Consider the following 22125-nt stretch of genomic DNA (forward strand, 5'->3'; position numbering starts at 1 on the left):
ATTCGGCCCTCAGCGTCCCCACATGGGGTCGATCTCTTCGGGGTCACGCCCGTACAGGTCAGCCAGCTGGAGGACAAGCTCGTCGCGGATGATCAGCTCCAGCTCCGTGCGGTCTCGGGTCTTGCTCTGGATGGGCATTCGGTAGAGAACGATCCTGGCGGGGATGCCGCGGCCTGCCGGAAAACTGCGTGAGAAGAGGTCTGACTGGTCCTCCCATGGGGTGGGGTCGGATGGCGGTACATCCTCGACCGCGAATTGGACGGGCTTGACCAGTTGTGGCCAGCCGGCGCCCAACCGCCGAATCTGAGCTGCTGTCAGATCGTCGAAGATTCCGCATCTGGTGCGATAGCGGGGCAGGCGGGTGCCGAAGGTGGGCCGACGAATCCCCCGGCCATGACTGTTCCGGTAGACGCTACGGGACCAAGGCGGCTGATCGTTGATCATGACACTCACCATAGCCCCCAACCCGGAGGCATTTTTCGATTCAGGGTGTCTTGTAGCATGGAGCGATGATCGACAAGCGGATGGGAGCAATCATGGCGGAGGATGGTGCGGTGAACGTGGCCTGGTGGGGCAGTCAAGACATAAGGTCCATCTGCGCACGGGCACGGGTGCTGGCCTTCGATCTGGACAACACCCTGGCGCTGTCCAAGACCCGCATGGACCAGACCATGGCTGTCCATTTCGCTGCCCTCACCCGGTTCCGGCCCGTGGCCATCGTCTCTGGCGGGCGGTTCAGCCAGTTCCGCGACCAGGTGTTGGATGCCCTGCCTGAGGATACCTGTTTCAATCAGCTGCATCTGATGCCCACCAGCGGCACCCGCTACTACCGCTGGCAAGATGGAAACTGGGATTGCGTTTATGCCCACGATCTGAGCACCCAGGACCGGCAGGCAGCCGAGGCCAGCCTGGAGCGCAGGGCCAAGCAGCTGGGAGACTGGGAGGAGCAGGTCTGGGGGCCGCGCATCGAGGATCGCGGCAGCCAGATAACCTTCTCCGCCCTGGGTCAGCAGGCCCCCGTCCAAGCCAAGGAGGCCTGGGATCCGGACAACAGCCGCAAGGATGCCCTAGCCCGGGCCGTGGCCGCAGACCTGCCCCACCTGCAGGTGCGATCCGGCGGCTCCACCAGCGTGGACATCTCAGCCAAGGGCATCGACAAGGCCTATGCCATGACCTCCCTGGCCAAGATACTGGGCGTGGATGTCGGTCAGATCGCCTTCGTGGGCGACCGGATGGATCCGGACGGCAACGATTATCCAGCTGCTATGGCTGGGGCCATGGCTCTGCGTGTGCATAATCCGGCCGATGCCCTGGACCTGATCCGGGCTCTTGAGGCAGATCTGGTCTGAACCTGCTGAACCTGTCTGCAGACAATCCTGTGAACGGATGGTCTGTTTATGCACATGGCTCTGTCCTGCTTTCCTATCCTCAATGTTTGAGGGTTGACTAGGCGTTATGTGCAACCTTTCATTGGCATCCGGCCGGTTCCGACAGGCCGCTTGTACTGTCGCCTCAGCCTTGGCTAGCTCGGCGCTGGACTTGCTGGCTCCTCGATTCTGTGCCGGCTGTGATCGCCCCGATCTTCTGCTATGCCCCACTTGCAGATCCCTGCTCTTCCGGCCCCTGTCGGTGCCTGCGCCCGCCTATGCCATGGGCCTGGCTCTGGCCTGTGCTCCATATCGAGGACCTGTCAGGCGGATCATTCTAGCTTGGAAGGACCACGACAACCGGCCCTTGGACGCACCCTTGGGCCAGGTCATGGCCGATCTTGCTCCAGTCCTGGCCAGACTGATCGATCCTCTGCTCCGGTCCAAGCCTGCGAAGGCGATCCTGGTGGTTCCCGCTCCATCCTCGTCCGCATCCCTGCGCAGGCGGGGGAGGGTTCATCTTCAACCGATCCTTCTGTCTCTGGTCCAGGCCCTGCAGCAGCAGGGCCTGACTGCCCGTGTGGAACCGGCGCTGATCATGAACTCCGTCAGAACCAAGTCCGTCCAGGCGGGCGGCCGTCGGAACCGTTCACGTCGGCTGGCGGGCCGGATCGCAATTGCGGATCCCCCACGCCTGGCTGGCCATCCCGTCCTGGTGGTGGACGACATCATCACCACAGGATCCACCATCCGCCAGTGCGCTTGTGCCCTGGGAACCGCAGGTGCCCTGCCGTTGGCTGCCTTAGCTCTAGCGGCCGTTTCTCCAGGCCATGAGGATCTCTAGCGGGCCTGGACCACGGCCATCTCATCCCAGCGGGTGGTGGACCGGGGGGAGAGCATGCCCCGGTTCATGGCCCAGTCGGCCCCTGTATCTTCGTCGCCTCGGCCCTTGCCGCGGATGCCTCCGTAGCCTACGCCTACCCGGAAGGGGCCGAAACGACGGGTGGCATCCTCTAGGACATCCCCCAGACCATGGGTGTCCCGGGCTGCGTCCAGGCCTTCCAGGGTGTGGAAGTGGTCGGCATCAGTCAGGTCCAACAGAACCACCCCGGCTCGGATCCAGCGGGCGTGCGGATCCACTCGACCCTTGAGCGCCCGGCTGGCTGCGCCGGCGATGACCAGGGGGTCGTCGCTGGGATCCTCCAGGACGACAGTCCGGCCGACTGCGCAGAACTGCTGGGGCGCATAGGGACTGGTGGAGCAGAAGACCCGCACCTTGCCGCACAGGCCGTGCTGTCGACGTAGACGGCGGCAGGCCTTCTGGGCATAGATGCTCAACGCCTGGGCCAGAGTGGTGTAGCCCTCGATAGGGTGGGAGAACATGCGCGAGCACAGAATCTGATCGGTGCGCACACCCCTGGCGGCATCCGCCTCGGGTTCGATGCAGGGCCGTCCCCTCAATTCCAGGACAGTGCGTTGCAGCATGACGGAGAACCGGTGACGGATCAGCGAGGGATCGGCATCGCGCAGATCCAGAGCGGTGGTGATGCCCATGCCCATGAGCCTGCCTGTCAGCCGTCGGCCCACCCCCCAAACCTGGTCGACGGGCACTGATGCCAGAGCCTGGTCGCCATACTGGGCTTCCACCTGGCTCCAGAGGGTGATTCCCTCGGTCGAGGGATGGTCCTTGGCCCAGTGGTTGGCCACCTTGGCCAGGGTCTTGGTAGGCGCCACCCCCACGCTGACGGGAATGCCGGTGGACCGCAGGACTGCGGCACGCAGCTCCCGGCAGATCTCGACAGTGCGCTTGTCGTTCCAGATGCTGTCCATGAAGCACTCGTCGATGGAATAGACCTCCTGGTTGGGCAGGAAATGGGCCATGATGGCCATCATGCGCCGGGAGAGGCTGGCGTAGAGCTCATAGTTGGAACTGCGGGCTACCACCCCGTCCTGCAGGGCCCGTTCACGAATGGTGAACCAGGGTGTGCCGTTGGTGATGCCCAGGGCCTTGGCCGGGCGGTTGCGGGCCACTACGCAGCCGTCATTGTTGGACAGCACGACCACCGGGCGGTCAGCCAGGGACGGGTCGAAGACGGCCTCGCAGGAGGCAAAGAAAGAATTGGCATCAGCCAGGACTACTCGGCCTGTCAGAGCGGTCCCGGGTGCAGGATCGGCTGGTTTTGGCGCTCTCATGCCGACCCCCAGCCCGTGGAAGGATAGGTGGGTTTTCGGCCCTGGCTTCCCGTACGCCTGCGTTCATGCAGGGTGTGTCCGGGATAGGTGACCTGAGGCAGGGGAGAGCCGCTCCGGGATTCGCCCTTGGTATCTACCCGCTGCCAGTGGTAGTTGCCGATGACCACCCCCCAGATGACCAGTTCCTCGCCCTCCTGGGGCATGAAGTCGGGGTAGGCGGGGTTCTCGGCCCGCAACATGGTCCGTCCCTTGTACCTGGCCAGCCGCTTGACCAGCAGCTCGTCGTCCAGGATGGCGATGACGATGTCCCCCTCACGTGGCTCCAGGGAACGGTCGACCACCAGCAGATCCCCATCGAAGATGCCGGCGCCGGTCATGGAATCGCCTGCCACATGGATGATGAAGGTGGCGTCGGGGTGGACGATGACGTTCTGATCGAAGCTGAAGTCGCCGCTGAAGTAGTCCTGAGCGACTGAGGGAAAGCCGGCGTGGACGGCCTCCAAGGCCTGGGGAACGGGACTGGGGCGCCCTCGGAAGAGGCTCAGGGCATCGACCCGGCACTCCGGCAGAGAAGCAGGGGCCGCCTCTGGCGACCCATGGATGGTAGCGACCATGGCACACCTCGAACTCGATGACATTCGAACAAATGTTCGATTTCATTATGAGTCGAAGTCCGCCTCCCAGTCAATGCGGCGCGTCGGATCAGTCGGAACGGCCCACGCCCTCCTCGTCCTCGTCGAGGTCGCGGTGATATCTGGGCAGGGTGATTTCGAAGTCCGCTCCGCGCGGATCGTCCACCACCTGCACCTGACCTCCATGCAGCTGGGCCGCCCAGCGCGCGATGGACAGTCCCAGCCCGGTGCCGCCCGACTCCGTGCCCGGCCCGGCCTTGCCTTTGACGAAACGCCGGAAGATATCGGTACGGGCCTCGGGAGGTATCTGCGAGCCGAAGTTGACCACGTTGGTGACTATGGTCTCCTGCTGCCGGTCCTCGTGGGCTTGGATCAGCACCGTGGTGCCGTCGGCCGAGTGCTTCAGGGCGTTGCTGATGACGTTGGTGAAGAGCTGGCGCAGCCGGTCCTGGTCGCCCTCCATTCTCAGGCCCTTCTCCAGGTCCACCTGGATGTCGTGGGCGTGCCCGGCATCGGCTATGGCTAGGGGCTGAAGGGTCTCGTCGATGAAGTCCCCGAAGTCGAAGTCCTCGATCTGCAGGCTGGCGGCCCCGGCCTCCATCCTCGACAGGTCCAACAGGAAGGCGATCAGGTCGGACAGACGATGGGTCTGCTCCAGAATTCCCTCCAGGTTGGCTGGTGTGGGCTCGGTCACCCCGTCCGCCATGTTCTCCACCATGGCCTGCAGGGCCGAGACCGGGGTACGCAGCTCGTGGCTGACATTGGCCACCATGTCCCGGCGCATCTGGTCGGCGTGCTGGAGCTCCTCGGCCATCTCGTTGAAGGACTGGGCCAGGAGCCCCACCTCGTCATGGCTGGTCGTGGTGGCGTGGACCCGGACCGTGTAGTCCCCGTCGGCCATGGCCTCGGCCGCATCCCGCATCTGCCGCAGGGGGGCGGTGAGTCCTCGGGAGAAGAAATAGGTGATTCCCAAGGCCACCACCAGGGTCAGCGGCATGGCAATCCAGCCGCTCCAGCCCATCTTCAGCAGGAACCAGGCCATGACGAAGGCGATGGCTGTGGAGATGATGATCAGAACGCTCAGCTCCACCTTCAATGAGGCGAAGGATCCGATGGGCCGTTCGCGGTCCACCCGCGCACTCAGACTGGGTCCCTTGCGCCGGCTCCTGCCGTCCTTGCTCATGGTGTGCATCCGCGGCCGTTACCGCTGGTCCTGGTCCTGATCCTCGGGCGGCTCGAAGGCGTAGCCCACTCCATGCACGGTGCGGATCATCTGCGAGCCCAGCTTGTGACGCAGGGCCTTGACATGGGAATCCACCGTCCTGGTGCCCGAGGCATCCACCCAGTCCCAGACCTCTTCCAGCAGCTTCTCGCGGGTGAGTACGGACTTGGGTCGGCGGGCCAGCGTGGCCAGCAGGTCGAATTCGGTGGGGGTCAGATGGATCTGCTCCCCGCGTAGGGTCACGATGCGCTGGGCCGGGTCGATGACCAGGGATCCAAAATCCAGCACCTTCTCGTTCTCGGAGTTCTTGGCGATGACCTTGGCCCTCTCCACCCGGCGCAGGAGGGCCTTGCAGCGGGCGATCAGCTCGCGCATGGAGAAGGGCTTGGTCATATAGTCGTCGGCACCGGCGCCCAGACCGGTCACCTTGTCGGCCTCATCGTCCCGGGCGGTCAGAATCAGCACCGGCACCGGCCGCTCGGCCACGATCCTCTTGGTGGCCTCCAGTCCGTCCATGACGGGCAGCATGATATCCATGATGACCAGGTCGGGTTTGATCTGGGATGCGGCCTGCACGGCGCTGGCACCGTCCGAGGCCACCCGTGCCGTCCACCCTTCGGCGGTGATACGCTGGGCGATGGCGGTGGCCAGGGTGGGTTCGTCCTCAACCACCAGGATGGTGCTGGGTGTAGTGTAGCGGCTTGTGTTTTTGATCATGCCTACCTCTGTCTTCGATCACTGATCCGCAAAACGATGCTCGTCATGCGGGGTGGAGCCTTGTCGGCATTCGTTCCACCACCGTCGTTTCTTCCAGAATAGTCTTCAGAGTCTCCAGGGGAAGTGTGCTCGCAGAGAATCGCGTCGTCGTCGAGTCCCCGTCGGCAAGTCCATGCGCAATGGCATTATTATATGGTATTTTCTCGACTCGTTCTGGAGGGCATATGGGTTACAAGGTCGGTGACATGGTCGTCTATCCGCGTCATGGGGCCGCCAGAGTGGATGCCATCACTGAACGGACCGTCAAGGGTGTCACCCGCAAGTACCTGCAGCTGTCTGTGCTCTCCTCTGATGGGCTGGTCATCAACGTCCCCGTCGAGAACGCGGCCAAGGTGGGCGTCAGGGACATCGTCGACGCCAAGGCGGTGGCCAAGGTCTTCGAGATCCTGCGCACTCCGGTGGTCGAGGAGAAGGAGATGAACTGGTCCCGCCGCTACAAGCTGAACGTAGAGAAGATCGCCACCGGCGAGGTCAACAAGATCGCCGAAGTGGTGCGCGACCTCTCCCAACGCGACGTGGACGAGCACGGGCTGTCGGCGGGCGAGAAGCGGATGCTGATCAAGGCCCGCAAGATCCTGACCTCCGAGATCGCCCTGTCCGAGAATCTGGACGAGGACGAGGCCCAGCGTCTGCTGGATGTCAATCTGGGCTATGCGGAGCCCATGCCCGGTGACGACAAGCACCATACCAAGTCACCCAAGGAGCCAGCTTCCAAGACTCTGGCACGGGTGGCCCAGGAGGCTGCCAAGACCAAGGGCAAGGGCAAGACCAAGGGTAAGCGCTGAGGCCGGAGCCGGCCATGGATCATCCAAGCATCGGACTGGGTTTTGATGCCCATCGCTTCGATCCGACTGGTGAACGTCCCCTCTGGCTGGCCTGCCTGTCCTGGAATGATGGAACCCCTGGCCTGCTGGGCGATTCTGACGGTGATGCAGCTGCCCATGCCCTGATTGATGCCATCCTGTCAGCTGCTGACTTGGGCGATATAGGCACCTTGTTCGGCCTGGGAGCACAGGCTCCTGGAGCGGGCATGCATGGGGTAGCCATGTTGGAGAAGACCATGACCTGCCTGCATGAGCACGGTCGCAGGCTGCTCAATGCTTCCCTGGTTATCGTCGGCCAGCGCCCCAGACTTTCTTCTCGTCGCCACCTGGCGCAGCAGGCCATGAGCCAGGCAGTTGGCGCACCGGTTCGGCTGACCGCCACCACCACTGATGGCATGGGTTTTACTGGTCACGACGAGGGCATCGCCGTCATGGCCACCGCGCTGGTGGGCTGACTGGCATCAGGCACGCAGGGCTGCCCATCCCCTGGCCAGAGCCCAAAAGAGGGTGGATAGGGTCACGATGATGAAGCTTGGCGGGGCTGGCACCATGGCCGAAATCACCAGGCCTCCCCAGATGGAAGCCAGGCAGATCAGTCCCGACAGAAGCATGGCCCTCAAGGGAGAGGCCACCAGGATGTTGGCCGTGGCCGCTGGGGTGACGACCAGAGCGAAGATGAGCAGGGTCCCCACGGCTGGCACGGCGATGGTGATAACCCCGGCCATGATGGCCATGAAGGTTAGGTTCATCAGCCCGATAGGCACGCCGCGAGCCTGGGCCACCTGCTCGTCCAGGGAGCTGAAAAGCAGGGGCCGGTAGATCAGAGCCAGCAGGATTAGCAGGGTTGCGTCGAAGATTATGAAGCCGATGACCTGCCCTCGGGTGATGGTCAGGATGGATCCGAAGAGGATGGCCTGCATCTGCTGGGAGGCCGAACTGGACATCCTGGCGAAGAAGAGCCCCAGACCGGTGGCGAAGGCCAGGACCGTGCCCGTGGCGATTTCCCTCTGGGAGGCCCGCTTGCCCAGGGCGCCGATGACCAGCGCCCCGCCCAGGGCGAATAGGCCCATGCCGGCAGAGACCGGCAGCCCAAGCAGGACGGCCCCCGTGGCGCCTGGCAACCCGATGTGGGCCAGGGCATGGGCGGCGAAGGTGGAGTGTCTGGCGATGGTGAAGTAGCCCATGGCTCCGGCGGCCACAGCGATGCACAGACCAGCCACCATGGCGTTGCGCATGAAGGGAGCGGCGAGGATCTCCATCCAATGGGGATCGAAGACTTGTGTGGTCATGAGGTCCTTTCCCGGTCCGTCCCATGCAGGCGGGCCACCTGGCTGGGTTGGTAGCGATTGTGGACGGGTCCGATCGGCTCGTCCATGTCGGGGGCTACGAACATGTCCCCCTGGGGTGTGGTGACCACCTCCACCTTGGTGCCATAGAGGTGGGTGAGCAGGTCCGAGTCCAGCACGTCGTCCATGCGGGCGTAGTGGGGGTGCCCGTCCAGCAGGTAGACCGCCCCGGTCAGCACCGGCAGCAGCATGTTCAGGTCATGGGCCACCACTTGGATGGTCATGCCCAGACGTCTGTTGAGCTGTGCCAGCAGGTGGATGGTGGCGCGCTGCCCGGCCAGATCCAGATTGGCCAGGGGCTCGTCCAGCATGAGCAGATCAGGATCGCAGACCAGGGCCTGGGCGATTGCCACCCGCTGGCGCAGGCCGCCGGAGAGCTGCGACAGGCGCAGGTGGGCCCTGTCCTCCACGCCGACGAAGCGCATGGCCTTTCTGGCGCGCTCGCGGTCCTGCCGGGTGACGGGGTGGATGCCGAAGCGGGTGCCGGTCAGCCCCAGCAGTACGGACTGCTCAGCCGTCAGGTTGGAGTCGATATCCGAGGTATAGCTCTGGGGTACGTAGCCGATGTGGTCGTTGGCTTGGCCGGCCGGCTGCCCCAGGACCTGCAGGCTGCCGGCATCCAGGGGGAGCAAGCCCAGCTCGGCCTGCATCATGCTGGTTTTGCCAGTGCCGTTGGTGCCCACGATGGCGGTTATGGTCCCCGATGGAATGGCGAAGGTTCCCTCCGACCAGATCAGCCGCCCGGATCGGCGGATGGCGGCATGGTCGAAGACAATGCAGGCCTGCGTGGATGTTCTATCTGTGTCCGTATCCATGGCGTCCTTCTCACAGGCATCCAAATTGGTGATCCTGCTCTTATTGAGCATGATTCTCATTATGGTGGGGAAGTGGACAGCGCGCAACTTTGTCAGCCAAGTCCTCCCGGACCGGCCCTTGGACAGTGGTTCCAGTCGGGGAGGAATCTGCGCTAGGCTGGCTCAGACAACTTTGACAAGGGTTTGCGCCCGCTTGAATGATGGAGACCTATTGACGGCAGTGAAACTAGATGGAAAGGCGGCGGCTGCAGAACTCAAGGAGGACCTGCGCGCTCGCGTGGCTAGGCTGACGGCCATGGGACGCACTCCTGGCCTGGGGACCATCCTGGTAGGGGAGGATCCCGGTTCGCTCAAGTATGTGGAGGGCAAGCACCGGGACTGCAGCCAGGTGGGCATCAGGTCCATCCGAGTGGATCTGCCCGCCGATGCCGGCAAGGATCGGATTCTAGCTGCGGTGGATCAGCTCAACCAGGATCCTGACTGCACCGGCTATATCGTCCAGCTGCCCCTGCCCGATGGAGTGGACCCCACTGAGATCATCGAGCGCATCGATCCGGCCAAGGACGCCGACGGCATGCATCCATACAATCTGGGCCAGCTGGTTCTGCATGCCGACGGCCGGGTACGGACCCCTCTGCCCTGCACCCCGCGGGGGGTCCTGTACCTGCTGGACCATTACGGGATTGACCTGGCCGGCAAGGAGGTCTGCGTGCTGGGCCGAGGATTGACTGTGGGTCGCACCATCGGACTGCTCCTGACCAACCGCGGGGTGGATGCCACCGTGACCCTCTGCCATACCCGCACCAAGGATATTGATGCCCATCTGCGCAGGGCTGACGTGATCATTGCAGCCGTGGGTCAAGCCGGGCTGGTTGGCCCAGACCAGGTTCGCCAAGGTACCGTCCTGGTGGATGTAGGCGTCTCCCGGATTTGGGATCAGCAGGAGAAGCGCTGGCGGATCAAGGGCGACATCGATCCGGCCGCAAGGCTGTCTGCAGCTGCCTATACGCCAAATCCCGGCGGTGTGGGGCCCATGACCCGCGCTATGCTCTTGGCCAATGTTGTCGATTCCGCTGAGCGAGCCGCAGGAATCCCTGTGCGCGACACGCCCGAGGCTCCCCGGCGACAATGACCGTGGTGTCTCCTATCATGGGGAATGTTCACGCCTGCCGGCGGGAACGCATAACTCAATAACGGTAAAAATATCCACCAACTATACAAGAAACAATTTAATTAATGGCAGAGAATAACAAGGAAGTCCCTCAGGTCGCGGTCAATGACATCGGATCCGAGGAAGACTTCATCAAGGCAGTCGATTCCACCATCAAGAACTTCGACGATGGGGATCTGGTCGAGGGGACGGTCGTTAAGATCGACCATGACGAGGTTCTGCTGGACATCGGCTACAAGACCGAGGGCGTGATTCCCTCCCGTGAGCTTTCCATCAAGAAGGATGTCGATCCCGACGATGTGGTCCAGGTCGGTGACACCATTGAGGCTCTGGTCGTCACCAAGGAGGACAAGGAAGGCCGTCTGATCCTGTCCAAGAAGCGCGCCCAGTACGAGCGTGCCTGGGGCGACATCGAGAAGATCAAGGATGCTGACGGCGTCGTCGAGGGCACCGTCATCGAGGCCGTCAAGGGCGGACTCATCGTCGACATCGGCCTGCGTGGCTTCCTGCCCGCATCCCTGGTCGAGATGCGCCGCGTGCGCGACCTGTCTCCCTACATCGGCCAGAAGATCAAGGCCAAGATCCTGGAGCTGGACAAGAACCGCAACAATGTGGTCCTCTCCCGCCGCCAGTACCTGGAGGAGACCCAGTCCGAGGTGCGCGAGACCTTCATGGCCCAGCTCAAGAAGGGCCAGATCCGCGAGGGCACGGTCAGCTCCATCGTCAACTTCGGCGCCTTTGTCGACTTGGGCGGCGTGGACGGCCTGATCCACGTTTCCGAGCTCTCCTGGAAGCACATCGATCACCCCAGCGAGGTCGTCAAGGTGGGCGACAAGGTCACCGTCGAGGTGCTGGATGTCGATATGGACCGTGAGCGTATCTCGCTGTCCCTCAAGGCCACCCAGGAAGACCCCTGGCAGCGCTTCGCCCGGACCCATGTGCCCGGACAGATCGTCAAGGGCAAAGTCACCAAGATTGTGCAGTTCGGCGTCTTCGTTTCCGTCGAGGACGGCATCGAGGGCCTGGTTCACATCTCCGAGCTGGCCAACCGCCACGTGGAGAACCCAGAGACCGTGGTCAAGCAGGGTGAGGAGATCTTCGTCAAGGTTATTGACGTCGATCTGGATCGCCGCCGCATCTCACTGTCCCTCAAGCAGGCCGACGACTCTGTCGACCCGACTTCCGAGGACTTCGACCCGGCCATCTACGGCATGCCTGCCGAATATGACGAGGACGGCAACTACAAGTACCCCGAGGGCTTCGATCCCGAGAGCAACGAGTGGATCGCCGGCTACGAGAAGCAGCGGGAGGAGTGGGAGTCCCAGTATGCGGCCGCCCACGACCTCTGGGAGCAGCACAAGGCTTTCGTGGCCAAGGAGTTGGAGAACGCCGAGGCTTCGGCCGCCGAGGACAGCCGGTCCTCCCAGGCGCCCGCCGCCGGTTCCCACTCCCACCGTCAGAGCTCCGAGGAGACCACCAACTACAGCTCGGAGTCCAGCTCCGAGGGCACTTTGGCCTCCGACGATCAGCTAGCCGCCCTGCGCGAGCAGCTGCTCAAGGAAAAGAAGTGAGCATTAAGTAGTGAATGGAGGGGTCCGGCCTCGGTCGGGTCCCTCCATTTGTATGTGTTGCCATCAGCATTGCCTGGGAGGTCTGGATGATACGTGTGGGATTGACCGGGGGGATTGCGGCCGGCAAGAGCACGGTGGCGGCTCGGCTGGCTCGGGACGGGGCCAGGGTCATCGACTACGACAGGCTCTCCCACGAGGTCATCGCTCCGGGCGGACCTGGGGTAGGGCCGGTCCTCGAGCGGTTCGGAGCAGACTGCGGGGATGGCCATGGGGGAGTGGACAGGTCAGCCTTGGCTGCGCGGGTCTTCGGAGGAGCGACGGCCGACCGGGACCGCAAGGATTTGGACGACCTCATCCATCCGCTGGTCTATGACCTGGCCGCCAAAGCCGAGCGGCCCTGGCTGGAGGGTTCCGAGGTGGTGGTGCATGAGGTGCCCCTGCTGACCGAGGTGCGCTCAGCCATACCTTTTCACTTTGACAAGGTTCTGCTGGTAGAAGCCCCCAGTCAGGTGAGGATTGCGCGCATGGTGAATCAGCGGCATATGTCTCAGAGTCAGGCTGTTGAGCGCATTGGCTCACAGACCGACAGCAGTGCGCGACGCGCTCAGGCCGACCTGGTGGTGGGCGGGTCACAGCCTATCGAACAAATGTTCGAGTCTGTTGATAGGATATATGAAGAGCTGAAATCCTTGGCCCAGGTTTCCTCGCACAGTAACTGACGGGCCTTGGCGAATGACGCATCCTGGAAGGGAGTTTCATGGGGTTCAACATAGAGCGGACCGATAAGCCCTTCGTGGTCAAGTCTCCCTACAAGCCCTCCGGCGACCAGCCAGAGGCTATTGAGGAGCTGGCTACACGGATTGAGAATGGCGAGAACGATGTGGTGCTCATGGGCGCCACCGGCACCGGCAAGACCGCGACCACGGCCTGGCTGATTGAGCGCCTGCAGCGGCCCACTCTGATTCTGGAGCCCAACAAGACCCTGGCCGCCCAGCTATGCGCCGAGTTCCGCGAGCTCATGCCCGACAATGCGGTCTCCTACTTCGTCTCCTACTACGACTACTACCAGCCCGAGGCCTACATTCCCCAGACGGACACCTACATCGAAAAGGACTCCAACATCAACGACGATGTGGAGCGGCTCCGGCACGCCGCCACTGCCAACTTGCTGACTAGGCGCGACTGCGTGGTGGTGGCCACCGTCTCCTGCATCTACGGCTTGGGCACGCCCGAGGAGTACGCCGGCCGCATGCTCTTTCTGCACGAGGGGGACCGGATCAACCGGGACGACCTGCTGCGCAAGTTCGTGGACATGCAGTACAAGCGCAACGACATCGCCTTCACCCGAGGCACCTTCCGAGTGCGCGGCGACACGGTTGAGATCATCCCCGTCTATGAGGAGCTGGCCGTCCGCATCGAATTCTTTGGCGATGAGATCGACCGCATCTCCACCCTGCACCCGCTGACCGGGGACGAGATCGCCCATGAGACCTCAGTGCACATCTTCCCCGCTTCCCACTATGTGGCCGGTCCCGAACGGATGGAGCGCGCCCTGAAGACCATCAAGGAGGAGTTGGACTGGCGTGTGGGCCAACTGCGCAAGCAGGGCAAGGAGCTGGAGGCCCAGAGGCTGACCATGCGCACCACCTACGACCTGGAGATGCTCACCCAGATTGGCACTTGCTCCGGAGTGGAGAATTACTCCCGCCACTTCGACGGACGCGAACCTGGGACGCCTCCCCACACCCTGCTGGACTTCTTCCCTGACGACTTCCTGCTGGTCATCGACGAGTCCCATGTGACTGTCCCCCAGATCGGAGCCATGTACGAGGGTGATGCCAGCCGCAAGCGGACTCTGGTGGAGCACGGCTTCCGCTTGCCTTCGGCCATGGACAACCGTCCGCTGAAGTGGCCTGAGTTTCTGGACAAGGTGGGCCAGACGGTCTACCTGTCGGCAACGCCAGGCGACTATGAGATGGGCCTGTCCGACGGGGTGGTAGAGCAGGTCATACGGCCCACAGGCCTGCTGGATCCCGAGGTGGAGGTTAGGCCTGTCAAGGGCCAGGTGGATGATCTCCTGGACGAAATCAAGACAAGGGTGGATCGCCACGAGCGGGTTCTGGTAACCACGCTGACCAAGAAGATGGCCGAGGACCTGACCGATTACCTACTTGAGCGCGACATCAAAGTGGAATACTTGCACTCTGACGTGGACACCCTCAGGCGGGTGGAGCTCCTACGGGAGCTGCGCGAGGGCAAGATCGACGTCATCGTGGGCATCAACCTCCTACGCGAGGGACTGGACCTGCCTGAGGTCTCCTTGGTGGCCATTCTGGATGCGGACAAGGAGGGCTTCCTGCGCTCATACCGCTCACTGATCCAAACCATCGGCCGTGCAGCCAGGAACGTGTCCGGCAAGGTCATCATGTACGCCGACGAGGTCACTGACTCCATGGACAAGGCCATCAGCGAGACCAATCGTCGTCGGGCCAAGCAGATCGCCTACAACAAGGAACATGGCGTGGATCCCAAGCCATTGATCAAGAAGATCAGCGATGTCAACGACATGCTGGCCAAGGAGGACGTGGATACCCAGACCCTGCTGGCAGGAGGCTACCGCAACGCCAACAAGGCTGGCAATTCCCACCTGGGCGTTCCCCTCTACGACAAGGAGGAGGCCGACAAGCGGCACCAGGAGATTCTCCAGGCTGGTCTGCCGGCGCAGGATCTTGCCGACCTGATTCGTCAGCTGAGCGACCAGATGCACACGGCTGCGCAACAGCTGCAGTTCGAGCTTGCAGCCCGTCTGCGCGACGAAATCAAAGATCTGAAGAAGGAGCTGAGGCAGATGGCCGAGGCCAAAAAATAAGTTTAGCCTTAGCCTTGGCCCATGGCTTTTGGTCCGACCAGGCCATGCTTCAAGCTTGTGACAATGAATGAGGAATCATAGGCCCGATCCTGCGGAACATTGCTTGCGAGGATGTTCTGATGGGTGGGCCGGGAAGATGAGCACGTCATATCTTGCCACTAGAGTCAGGTGATATGTCCGAGACACCTCTGCCGTTCATAGTTGTGAGCCTGGTTGTGCTGGCCCTCTTCTTCGTGGTCGATCTTCTGGTGATCGGACGGCGACCACACGTGCCTTCCACCGGCGAGTGCGTGCGGCACATTGCCTTCTTCGTGGTCATGGCCTTGATTTTTGGTGCACTGATCTGGAAGGTGGCTGGGTCCAAGCCGGCCATCGAGTTCTACTCGGGTTGGCTGACCGAGTACTCGCTCAGCATTGACAACCTCTTCGTCTTCGTCATCATCATGAGCAATTTTGCCGTGCCCTTGCGTCTTCAGCGCTATGTGCTCAGTATCGGCATCACTATCGCCCTACTGCTGCGCGGCGTCTTCATCCTGGCCGGAACGGCACTAATTACCCGCTTCACTTGGGTATTCTTCATCTTCGGCTTCTTTCTGCTCTATACCGCCTGGAACATGGTCTCCAGCCGCGGCAAGCAGGAGGAATACCACGAGAACGGGCTGATCAGGATCCTGCGCCGGGTCATCCCCATCACCAGCCACTATGACGGCGAACATCTGCGGACCACCTTTGAGGGCAAGCGCTACTTCACGCCCATGCTGGTGGTTTTCCTGGCCATTGGCACTACAGATGTCATGTTCGCCTTCGACTCCATTCCGGCCATCTTCGGACTGACCAAGGATCCCTTCATCGTTTTCACCTCCAATGTCTTCGCCCTGCTGGGCCTTCAGCAGCTTTACTTCCTGCTTGGATCCCTGCTCGACAAGCTGGAGTATCTGCCCCTTGGGCTGGCTGTGGTTCTGGCCTTCATCGGGGTAAAGCTGATCATGGAGGCTCTGCACGGCAACACCCTGCCTTTCATCAACGGCGGGCGGTCCTTGGCTGCCGTGCCGGAGATACCGACCTGGGTGTCCCTGCTGGTCATCGTCCTGGCCATCGGTATATCCGCACTGGCCTCAGTGCTCAAGAGTCGCCATCAGGCCTTTGAATCAGCTGCACAGGGAGAAAGGTAATTAACAATCCCCTGAGCCACTAGGGTTGTTAGCGCTAACGGGAAATACTGGTTCCCATCACCCTAAGTCTGTACAATAGAACGGTAAGTAAGAAAAAGAACAGGCAGGTAGCATATGCGCAAAGCCAAGATCGTCGATACCATCGGGCCGGCTTCGGAGTCGCTGGAGAACATCACCAAGCTGGTCAGGGCCGGCATGGATGTGGCCAGGCTCAACCGGTCCCACGGCACTCCCGAAGATCACCTCAAGGTTTACAACAACGTGCGTCAGGCCAGCAAGGAGACTGGACGCAACGTGGCGGCCCTTGTCGATTTGCAGGGTCCTAAGATTCGTTGCGGCTGGTTTAAGAAGAACGAGCAGGGCGAAGACAAGGTCTTCCTCAAGGAGGGCCAGGAGTTCACCATCACCACCGACGATGTCGAGGGTGACGAGCACATGACCTCCACCACCTTCAAGGGTCTGCCCGGTGACTGCCATCCCGGCGATCCCATTTTGATTGATGACGGCAAGGTCCGTCTGGAGGTCACCAAGGTCGAGGGCAACCAGGTTCACACCAAGGTGGTCGTGGCTGGTCCGGTCTCCTCCCACAAGGGCATCAACCTGCCCGGCGTGGCCGTGAGCCTACCGGCATTGACCCCCAAGGACGAGGAGGACTTGCGCTGGGGTATCCGCACCGGTGCCGACATCATTGCCATGTCTTTCGTCCGCTTCGCCACTGACATCGACCGCGCCCATGAGATCATGGACGAGGAGGGTCGCCGCATCCCCATCGTGGCCAAGATCGAAAAGCCCCAGGCGGTTGAGAACCTGGAGGAGATCGTCAAAGCCTTCGACGGCATCATGGTAGCCCGCGGCGACATGGCTGTGGAGATGCCGTTCGAGCAGGTTCCCCTGGTGACCAAGCGCTGCATCGAGCTGGCCCGTCAGTACGCCAAGCCAGTCATCGTCGCTACTGAGGTTCTGGGATCCATGGTTCATTCGCCCATCCCCAGCCGCGCTGAGGCCTCCGACTGCGCCAATGCCGTCCTTGACGGTGCCGACGCCACCATGACTTCCAACGAGACCGCCGTGGGCGACTACCCCGACACCACGGTCTCTACAATGGCCCGGATCTCCGAATACGCCACCACCCACGGGTTTGATCGTATCCCGGATATGCACAACCTGGACATGTCCAACTCGGGTGCTGTCTCTTCCGCTGCCGTGGACCTAGCTGACAAGATCAATGCCAAGGCCATCGTCGCCTTCACTCAGACCGGCAACACCGTGCACCGCGTCTCCCGCGAGCGTCCGGCCGCCCCCATCTATGCGCTGACCACCGATGAGCACACTTATCATTGGCTGGCACTGAGCTGGGGCACCGAGGCCTTCATGTGTGAGCAGGACTACCACGACTTCAACCGTGCAGGCCTTATGGCCTTCGTGGACTCCACTTTGAAGAAGCAGGGCAAGGTCTCCGACGGCGACTGCCTGGTGGTGCTCAGTAGCGCCCAGGGCGAGTATGAGCCGGGAAACACCGACTGCATCTACGTCCACACAGTTGGCGCCAACGACTGATCTCCGGACTGTTGCCTGACTGCCGTCTGAGTCAGCCAGGCAGCTGGACCGTTAGGGTCATTCGATGCTGACACAGCAAAGAACCGGTGGTCTTTCCCCGCCTAACAAGGTAGGGGGAGAGGTCACCGGTTCGCTATGTGATTGCTCCTGTGCTAGTCGGCTCGTTGCTAAGGCGTTTAGGTAGCAGGCAATTGTCGCAGGAACAGCCTCAGTGCAGGTCGGACAGTCCGATTTTGGCTCGCAGGATGGCGATAGTGGTTTTAGCATCCAATATGGTCCCTGCGATCACCATGTCATAGGCCTCGTCCACGGTGAAGAGCCGCACATTCTGGTGGGGAGTCTCTGGTGCCAGGCTGGAAGGTTGCACCGCTGTCAAGCCCTCGGCATAGAAGAGCGTGGTGTGTTGCGTGGAGAAGCTTGGAGTGTTGATGAACCTCGCGAACTGGTTGAAGGAGGCAGCCTTGTATCCGGCCTCTTCGCGCAGTCGTCTGGTAGCCACATCGATGGGGGCCTCCTTGTCGTTGAGCGGATGGCCGGCCGGCAGCTCAAGGGTCCAACGATGGGTGGGCAGACGGTACTGCTCGACCAGGGGTATCCTTCCATCGTCGGTGATGGCCAGGACGGCGATGGTGTCTCCATGCTTCTCGCTGACGATGCTGCGATCGAAGGTCTGATTGTCACTGGATTCAAAGGTGACCCTGTCGACGCTGAAGTAATGGCTGTCCATAATTTGCTTGCGGGCCTTTTCCTGGACGGGGGAGGTGCGCCAAGGATCGAACCGTCGATAGATCTGAGTGGTCATCATGCTCTCCTTCGACTGCTGATGTGCCTGTATACATAACTGTCTTCATTCTAAGGCAGATTCAACACGAATAACCTTGCGTCGTCGCCAAAGTATGGTAGATTCTCTGTGGTAACGAAAAGCCCCCGTATCCCAATTGGTAGAGGAAACGGCCTCAAAATCCGTGCAGTGTGAGTTCGAGTCTCACCGGGGGCACGATAAAGCGAACCCCATCCGTCACTCATCGGTTTTCGGTGGAGCCAGGATGGACTTTCAGGAAACGAGGTTGAAAGTGGCTTCAGAGAGTAAGAACCGCAGCGATTCCCCCGAAGGGCGGACCGTGGTTGTGGCGGAAGATGAGGCTTTGATCAGGCTCGATACCGTCGAAGCTCTCGAGGATGCCGGCTATGACGTGGTCGGCCAGGCAGCCAGCGGCCAGGAGGCCATTGATCTGACTCGTGAGCTGAGACCCGATGTAGTCGTTATGGACGTGAAGATGCCCGGCACCGACGGCATTACCGCCGCTACTGAGATTGGTAAGGAGAATCTGGCCCCGGTGGTTATGCTGACGGCGTTTTCTCAGCAGAGTCTGGTCGAGAAGGCGGCTGATGCTGGGGCTATGGCCTATGTGGTCAAGCCCTTCGCTCCGGAAAAGTTGCTTCCGGCCCTTGAGGTGGCCATTTCACGCTTCGATCAGATCAACGCCCTGAAGGACGAGGTAACCGACATGAAGGCCCGTTTCGAAGCCCGGAAGCGGGTGGACAGGGCCAAGGGCCTGCTCATGGAGAGCATGGGCATGACCGAGTCTGAGGCCTTCCGCTGGATCCAGAAGACATCCATGGACCGCAGGCTGACCATGCAGGAGGTGGCCGACGTGGTCATCAACAACGTGGCCAATCAGAACGATCGTTAGTCATTCTTATGGAAGACCAGACGAAGGAGCAGGACAAGGACGGCCGCACCCTGCTGGTCGTCGATGGACATTCGCTGGCCTTCCGGGCCTTCTATGCCCTTCCCGTCGAGAGCTTCACTACCTCGACGGGGCAACCCACCAACGCGGTATGGGGCTTTGCCACCATGCTGGCGGATGTAATGGCCAAGGAGAAGCCCACTCACATGGGCGTGGCCTTTGACGTCAAGGGCGGCACCTTCCGCAACGCAATGTTGCCCCAATACAAGGGCACCCGTGAAGCCGCTCCCAAGGAACTGCTGAGCCAGCTGCCTCTGATCCAGGACCTGCTTAAGGGCCTGGGCATCACCTATATCGAAAAGCCCGGTTACGAGGGCGACGATATCATCGGCACGCTGGCCACCATGGGTGAGCAGGCCGGGTTCAAGACCCTGGTCCTGTCGGGGGACAGGGATGCCTTTCAGCTAGTGGACGACGACATCACCGTGCTCTACCCAGGCCACCACTTCAAGAACCTCAAGCACATGACGCCCCAGGCCATCATGGATCGCTACAAGGTGACCCCGGAGCAGTATCCGGATCTGGCCGCCATGCGCGGCGAGGGGGCCGACAACATCCCTGGCGTGCCGGGTGTGGGCGACGGCTATGCCGCCAAGTGGATCAACAAGTACGGATCGTTGGATTCCATTCTGGAACACGCTGACGAAATCGGCGGCAAGAAAGGCCAGGCATTGGCGGAGAATGCCGACCAGGTGCGGCTCAACCGGAAGGTCAATGCCCTGGTGCGCGACCTGGATCTGGGCGTGAAGGTGGAGGATCTGCGTTTCGGCACCATCCATACGGATCAGGTTCTGCCCATCTTTGAGCAGCTGCAGTTCGGCCCGCAGACCCGCAAGAAGATCCTGCGCGGATTCAACACGGTTGCCGATTACGATTACTCTCCAGCTTCAGCGCTGGTGGATGTCAGCAACAAGCAAGAGGAGTTCACGCAGCCCGAGCGTGATAAGGCGGAGTCCGCCGACCAGCTGCGGGACTGGTGCGAGAAGCATCTGCCGGATAAGGCCCTTTGCCGGCGCTCGGCAGACCATGTCAAGGCCATGGCCGATGCTCTGGACCAAATCAAAGACATCGGAGACTCCGACCAGAATGCCATGCGCTGCAGTGAAGCCATGAAAGAGCACTGGGTTCTTCACGCCATCGGCTGGGCCAAGCACGGCGACTACGGCCTGGAGGAACTGGCTGTTCTCTCCATGGATGGCCACGGCCTGGTCCTTATGGCGGAAGACATTGACGAAGCCATGCGTGAAGCCATCCAGGAGCTGATTGACCAGCGGATTGGGACCTGCGTGGTCCATGGTTACAAGGAGCATCTGCACTTCTTGGAGAGCCAGGGACTGCACATGCCCCTGCCCCTGTTCGATACCAAGCTGGCAGGCTATCTGGCTGAGCCTGATTTCCATGCTGACAATCTGGAACAGGCCGTAGCCCATTTCCTTGCCATCCCCGTAGAGGAGGAGCCTGAAGCCACACAGGGGGCCCTGGCCCTGGACGGGCGAGAGGATGAGGACGAGCGTCGGCGGGGGACTCGGATTCTTCGTCAGGCGCAATACGTCATGATGGTTTCCGAGCGCCTGCAGGAACTTATGGACGAGCGTCATCAGTACGGGCTGCTCCGCACCATAGAGCTGCCCACCTCCGCAGTCCTGGCGCAGATGGAGACCGAGGGCGCCAAGGTGGACGATGCCCGCCTGAAGGAGATGCACGACCGGTTCGCTGCAGAGGCCCGTCAGGCTCAGGAAATCGCTTGGGATAAGGCCGGCAGCCGTGTCAACCTGCAGAGCCCCAAGCAGCTTAGCAAGGTGCTCTTTGATGATATGGGCCTGGTGCCCACCCATAGGACTAAGACCGGTTCCTATTCCACCAACGTCTCGGTCCTGCAGGACTTGTATATAAAGTCGGTCAACAACGAACGGGCCAACGACTTCCTGGGTGCGCTCCTCAAGCACAGGGAGACCAACAAGCTCAAGCAGATCGTGCAAACCCTGCGCGAGGCTGTCAATCCCCGGGATGGACGGCTGCACACCACCTATGAGCAGACCGTGGCCGCCACTGGCCGGTTGAGCTCGGTTGATCCCAACTTGCAGAACATTCCCAACCGGGATGCCCGTGGGCGTGAGATTCGTTCGGCCTTCGTGCCTGGCAGCGGGTACGAGGCGCTGCTTTCCTCGGACTACTCCCAGGTGGAGCTGCGGATCATGGCCCATCTTTCCGGGGACCAGGCCTTGATCGATGCCTTCAAGTCTGGCGCTGACTTCCACCGGTACGTGGCCAGCCTGGTCTACGACATCCCCATGGAGGAGGTCACCGGGGACCAGCGCTCCCATGTGAAGGCCATGAGCTATGGGCTGGCCTATGGGCTGAGCACCTATGGCCTGGCCCAGCAACTCAAGATCAGCCCGGCCGCGGCTGATGTGCTGCGCGCCAAGTACTTCGCCACCTTCGGCAAGGTCCATGAGTACTTGGAGTCCCTGGTGGCCGATGCCCGTGAGAAGGGTTACACCGAGACCATGTTCGGTCGGCGGCGCTACTTCCCAGGGCTGCGTTCCAAGCGCCGTCCCACCCGCGAAGCCGCCGAGAGGGCTGCTCTGAACGCGCCCATCCAGGGGTCAGCTGCCGATATCATGAAAATCGCCATGATCAAGGCCAGCCGTGCCTTGTCCGATCAGGGGCTGAAGAGCCGAATCTCCCTGCAGATCCACGATGAATTGCTGGTGGAGATCGCTCCCGGAGAGACCGACAAGGCCACCAAACTGGTCAAGGATTCCATGGAACATGCCGTTGAATTGGCCGTGCCCCTGGATGTGTCCACCGGCATTGGCCAGGATTGGGAGCTAGCCGCTCACTGAACTAACATGGGG

20 protein-coding genes and 1 tRNA gene are annotated in these 22125 nt (G+C 61.7%); 13 read left to right on the forward strand and 8 right to left on the reverse strand.

Going from position 1 to position 22125, the window contains the following annotated elements; translation table 11 throughout:
• Positions 1–9: 9 nt before the first annotated feature.
• On the reverse strand, positions 10–444 hold the full coding sequence (locus H3T93_RS01645; RefSeq protein WP_046323788.1) for a metallopeptidase family protein: 435 nt from the start codon (positions 442–444) through the stop codon (positions 10–12).
• A gap of 65 nt (positions 445–509) precedes the next feature.
• Between H3T93_RS01645 and H3T93_RS01650 the strand changes: the two genes are divergently transcribed.
• Both H3T93_RS01650 and H3T93_RS01655 read left to right on the forward strand, forming a co-directional pair.
• Entirely contained in the window at positions 510–1349 is an 840-nt protein-coding gene (locus H3T93_RS01650) for an HAD-IIB family hydrolase (protein WP_395947965.1), read from the forward strand.
• Between the two features lie 169 nt (positions 1350–1518).
• A complete protein-coding gene (locus tag H3T93_RS01655; RefSeq protein WP_186363889.1) occupies positions 1519–2211 on the forward strand; it encodes a ComF family protein in 693 nt (230 codons plus the stop codon).
• On the opposite strand, the gene H3T93_RS01660 is transcribed toward H3T93_RS01655, so the two are convergent.
• The 4 genes from H3T93_RS01660 to H3T93_RS01675 all read right to left on the reverse strand — a co-directional run bounded on the left by H3T93_RS01660 (position 2208) and on the right by H3T93_RS01675 (position 6131).
• Positions 2208–3560 carry a Y-family DNA polymerase gene (locus H3T93_RS01660; protein WP_144177208.1) on the reverse strand — a complete coding sequence of 451 codons (1353 nt, stop codon included), beginning with the start codon at positions 3558–3560 and terminating at the stop codon, positions 2208–2210. The genes H3T93_RS01655 and H3T93_RS01660 overlap by 4 nt on opposite strands.
• A complete protein-coding gene (locus tag H3T93_RS01665; RefSeq protein ID WP_121913133.1) occupies positions 3557–4174 on the reverse strand; it encodes a LexA family protein in 618 nt (205 codons plus the stop codon). The genes H3T93_RS01660 and H3T93_RS01665 overlap by 4 nt, the downstream gene beginning before the upstream one ends.
• 88 nt (positions 4175–4262) lie before the next feature.
• Positions 4263–5375, reverse strand: coding sequence for a sensor histidine kinase (locus tag H3T93_RS01670; RefSeq protein WP_110425639.1), 1113 nt, complete (start codon positions 5373–5375; stop codon positions 4263–4265).
• Between the two features lie 18 nt (positions 5376–5393).
• Positions 5394–6131 (reverse strand): response regulator transcription factor, encoded by a 738-nt coding sequence (locus H3T93_RS01675; RefSeq protein ID WP_046323019.1) that lies wholly within the window; start codon positions 6129–6131, stop codon positions 5394–5396.
• Positions 6132–6355: 224 nt separating this feature from the next.
• Between H3T93_RS01675 and H3T93_RS01680 the strand changes: the two genes are divergently transcribed.
• Both H3T93_RS01680 and H3T93_RS01685 read left to right on the forward strand, forming a co-directional pair.
• Positions 6356–6976: a CarD family transcriptional regulator gene (locus H3T93_RS01680; protein WP_046323018.1), complete on the forward strand. Its 621-nt coding sequence runs from the start codon at positions 6356–6358 to the stop codon at positions 6974–6976.
• Between the two features lie 14 nt (positions 6977–6990).
• Positions 6991–7470 carry a 2-C-methyl-D-erythritol 2,4-cyclodiphosphate synthase gene (locus H3T93_RS01685; RefSeq protein ID WP_144177207.1) on the forward strand — a complete coding sequence of 160 codons (480 nt, stop codon included), beginning with the start codon at positions 6991–6993 and terminating at the stop codon, positions 7468–7470.
• Positions 7471–7476: 6 nt separating this feature from the next.
• On the opposite strand, the gene H3T93_RS01690 is transcribed toward H3T93_RS01685, so the two are convergent.
• Entirely contained in the window at positions 7477–8304 is an 828-nt protein-coding gene (locus H3T93_RS01690; RefSeq protein WP_144177205.1) for a metal ABC transporter permease, read from the reverse strand.
• A complete protein-coding gene (locus tag H3T93_RS01695) occupies positions 8301–9176 on the reverse strand; it encodes an ABC transporter ATP-binding protein (protein WP_144177597.1) in 876 nt (291 codons plus the stop codon). The genes H3T93_RS01690 and H3T93_RS01695 overlap by 4 nt, the downstream gene beginning before the upstream one ends.
• 211 nt (positions 9177–9387) lie before the next feature.
• Between H3T93_RS01695 and H3T93_RS01700 the strand changes: the two genes are divergently transcribed.
• The 6 genes from H3T93_RS01700 (at position 9388) to pyk (ending at position 17516) form a co-directional block, all read left to right on the forward strand.
• Positions 9388–10308 carry a bifunctional methylenetetrahydrofolate dehydrogenase/methenyltetrahydrofolate cyclohydrolase gene (locus tag H3T93_RS01700; protein WP_144177204.1) on the forward strand — a complete coding sequence of 307 codons (921 nt, stop codon included), beginning with the start codon at positions 9388–9390 and terminating at the stop codon, positions 10306–10308.
• A gap of 104 nt (positions 10309–10412) precedes the next feature.
• Complete coding sequence (rpsA, locus tag H3T93_RS01705) at positions 10413–11918, forward strand: 30S ribosomal protein S1 (RefSeq protein WP_046323014.1); 1506 nt, start codon at positions 10413–10415, stop codon at positions 11916–11918.
• 86 nt (positions 11919–12004) lie between these two features.
• Positions 12005–12637 (forward strand): dephospho-CoA kinase, encoded by a 633-nt coding sequence (gene coaE, locus H3T93_RS01710; protein ID WP_144177203.1) that lies wholly within the window; start codon positions 12005–12007, stop codon positions 12635–12637.
• Between the two features lie 38 nt (positions 12638–12675).
• Positions 12676–14787: an excinuclease ABC subunit UvrB gene (gene uvrB / locus H3T93_RS01715; protein WP_144177202.1), complete on the forward strand. Its 2112-nt coding sequence runs from the start codon at positions 12676–12678 to the stop codon at positions 14785–14787.
• Positions 14788–14960: 173 nt separating this feature from the next.
• Complete coding sequence (locus tag H3T93_RS01720) at positions 14961–15959, forward strand: TerC family protein (protein ID WP_144177201.1); 999 nt, start codon at positions 14961–14963, stop codon at positions 15957–15959.
• A gap of 114 nt (positions 15960–16073) precedes the next feature.
• Positions 16074–17516: a pyruvate kinase gene (gene pyk, locus H3T93_RS01725; RefSeq protein ID WP_046323011.1), complete on the forward strand. Its 1443-nt coding sequence runs from the start codon at positions 16074–16076 to the stop codon at positions 17514–17516.
• Between the two features lie 208 nt (positions 17517–17724).
• Here pyk and H3T93_RS01730 read toward each other — a convergent pair whose 3' ends face one another.
• A complete protein-coding gene (locus H3T93_RS01730) occupies positions 17725–18318 on the reverse strand; it encodes an NUDIX domain-containing protein (RefSeq protein WP_046323781.1) in 594 nt (197 codons plus the stop codon).
• Positions 18319–18439: 121 nt separating this feature from the next.
• Here H3T93_RS01730 and H3T93_RS01735 point away from each other — a divergent pair.
• The 3 genes from H3T93_RS01735 to polA all read left to right on the forward strand — a co-directional run bounded on the left by H3T93_RS01735 (position 18440) and on the right by polA (position 22113).
• Positions 18440–18513: transfer RNA gene (locus H3T93_RS01735), tRNA-Leu, on the forward strand.
• Between the two features lie 49 nt (positions 18514–18562).
• Entirely contained in the window at positions 18563–19210 is a 648-nt protein-coding gene (locus H3T93_RS01740; RefSeq protein ID WP_015021953.1) for an ANTAR domain-containing response regulator, read from the forward strand.
• Positions 19211–19218: 8 nt separating this feature from the next.
• The gene (polA, locus tag H3T93_RS01745; protein ID WP_144177200.1) at positions 19219–22113 is read left to right on the forward strand and encodes a DNA polymerase I; all 2895 of its coding nucleotides are present in this window, start codon (positions 19219–19221) and stop codon (positions 22111–22113) included.
• Positions 22114–22125 lie beyond the last annotated feature (12 nt).

This window comes from Bifidobacterium sp. M0404, from assembly GCF_016101415.1.
Classification (GTDB): Bacteria; Actinomycetota; Actinomycetes; order Actinomycetales; family Bifidobacteriaceae; genus Bombiscardovia; species Bombiscardovia polysaccharolytica.